2 protein-coding genes and 1 pseudogene are annotated in these 2,047 nt (G+C 37.1%); all 3 read left to right on the top strand.

Annotated elements, in window-relative coordinates; all coding sequences use genetic code 11:
• Positions 1-811: pseudogene (locus J582_RS24715) on the top strand (DNA mismatch repair protein MutL); the annotation flags it as partial.
• A gap of 6 nt (positions 812-817) precedes the next feature.
• Positions 818-1,762, top strand: coding sequence for a tRNA (adenosine(37)-N6)-dimethylallyltransferase MiaA (gene miaA, locus J582_RS24710; RefSeq protein ID WP_031952771.1), 945 nt, complete (start codon positions 818-820; stop codon positions 1,760-1,762).
• A 94-nt stretch (positions 1,763-1,856) separates the two neighbouring features.
• Positions 1,857-2,047: RNA chaperone Hfq (gene hfq, locus J582_RS24705; protein WP_032048862.1), on the top strand; the 191-nt coding region annotated here is incomplete at its 3' end.

The following is a 2,047-nucleotide window of genomic DNA, read 5'->3' as shown; positions in this document are numbered from 1 at the left end:
TACAACTCTAGATAAGCCGAATAGTTCTCAACCTTCGACTGAGCTTTTAACTGATTTTAATAATAGTCGTCCCCAAGCTGTTCACTATGCAGAACAAACTCCAAAATATAATGGTTCTGCGCAGTTAAATAATGCATTAAAGACTTATTTGGCGCCATTACGTGATCAACCTGCTACCAATTTTTCAGTTGATGAAAATGTTGAACCAGTTGCTAAAGTAGATGAATTTCCATTAGGTATCGCAATTGCTCAGCTTCATGGAATTTATATTCTGGCGCAAAATACTGAAGGTTTGATTATTGTTGATATGCATGCAGCGCATGAACGTATTTTGCTGCAACAAATGAAAAATGCTTGGGATAAACCTGAGTTTTGGACATCTCAACAGTTACTTATACCTAAAGTCATTTCAATTAGTCGTATGCAAGCGGTACGGGTCGAAGACTTAAAGCCTCAGCTTGAGCGTTTGGGGCTAGAAATTGATTTATATGGCGATGAGCAAGTCATTGTGCGTGGTGTGCCGGCTATTTTGCAAAAAGCAGATTTTGAAAACCTTATTCCTGAACTTCTTAATGATTTAGATCCAAATGATGAAGCTCAAGGATTATTGCAAAAGCGTGATGAACTGTTAGCTGGTATGGCATGCCATGGGGCAGTGCGAGCACATCGACAACTTAGCCTCTCAGAAATGAACGCTTTACTTCGCCAAATGGAACAAACCGAATTTGCCAGTCAATGTAACCATGGTCGTCCAACTTGGCGTGCATTTCCATTATCTCAACTAGATAAATTATTTGCTCGAGGAGAGTAGTTTTACATGTCAAATCAATTGCCCGTCATCAATTTAATGGGACCAACTGCAAGCGGAAAAACCGCTTTGGCATGTGAACTTTACGAGCGTGGAGATTTTGAGTTAATTTCAGTTGATTCGGCTCTTGTATATAAAGACATGGATATTGGTACGGCTAAACCAACACGTGAAGAGCAGGAGCTATATCCACATCATTTAATAGATATTATTACTCCACTTGAGGTCTATTCGGCTGCCCAGTTTGTTGAAGATGCTTGTGTTTTAATTGACGAGATGCATTCACGCGGCAAAACTCCTATTTTGGTAGGAGGAACCATGCTTTATTTCAAGGCGCTCCTAGAAGGATTATCAAGTAACTTGCCAAGCGCAGATGCAAATGTTCGTGCAGCAATTGAAGAAAAAGCAGCGAATGAAGGGTGGCAAGCTGTTTATGATGAACTTGTGGCAGTAGATCCGGCAGCTGGTGTGAAATTCAAGGTTTCTGATAAACAAAGAATTATTCGCGCGTTAGAAGTTTATCGTATTACAGGTCAACCAATTACCAAATTGCAGGCAGAACAACCAAAAAACGTACCATATCGATACATATTTCATAACTATGCTTTGCTTCCAGATCGGTTAGAATTACATCAACGCATTGAGCAAAGATTAAGCAAAATGTGGGATATCGGTTTTTTGAGTGAAGTTGAATCTCTAATTGAAAAATACGATTTAGATGAAAATTTACCCTCTATGCGTTCTGTTGGTTATCGACAAGCTCTAGAATTTCTATTAAAAAGTGATATGAGTCTCAAAAAAAAGCAAGAAATGGAGGATAAAGCCTTATTTGCAACACGACAACTTGCCAAACGTCAATATACGTGGTTACGTTCTTTGCAAGAAATACACGATTTTAAAACTTACTTGACGATAAAGCAGGCGAAAGAAGACTTGCGAAACTCTTATGGATAAAGCAAAATTTGCACACTGTCTTTTTATAATTTTTAGTTGAAAAATAAAGATAGTTTTTTTGCGCTGATTTAAAAATTTTTTTTTGGAGTTAAAAATGTCTAAAGGTCAAACTTTACAAGATCCGTTCTTAAATTCTCTCCGTAAAGAACGTATCCCAGTTTCTATTTTCCTTGTTAACGGTATTAAATTACAAGGTCATATTGAATCTTTTGACCAATATGTTGTTTTATTAAAAAATACTGTAAGTCAAATGGTTTACAAACACGCAAAAAAACTATCTTTATT

This window comes from Acinetobacter sp. 1566109 (assembly GCF_000582255.1).
Taxonomy (GTDB): Bacteria; Pseudomonadota; Gammaproteobacteria; order Pseudomonadales; family Moraxellaceae; genus Acinetobacter; species Acinetobacter nosocomialis.
The sequence above is the reverse complement of the archived record's forward strand: the minus strand, read 5'-3'. Positions and strand labels throughout refer to the sequence as shown.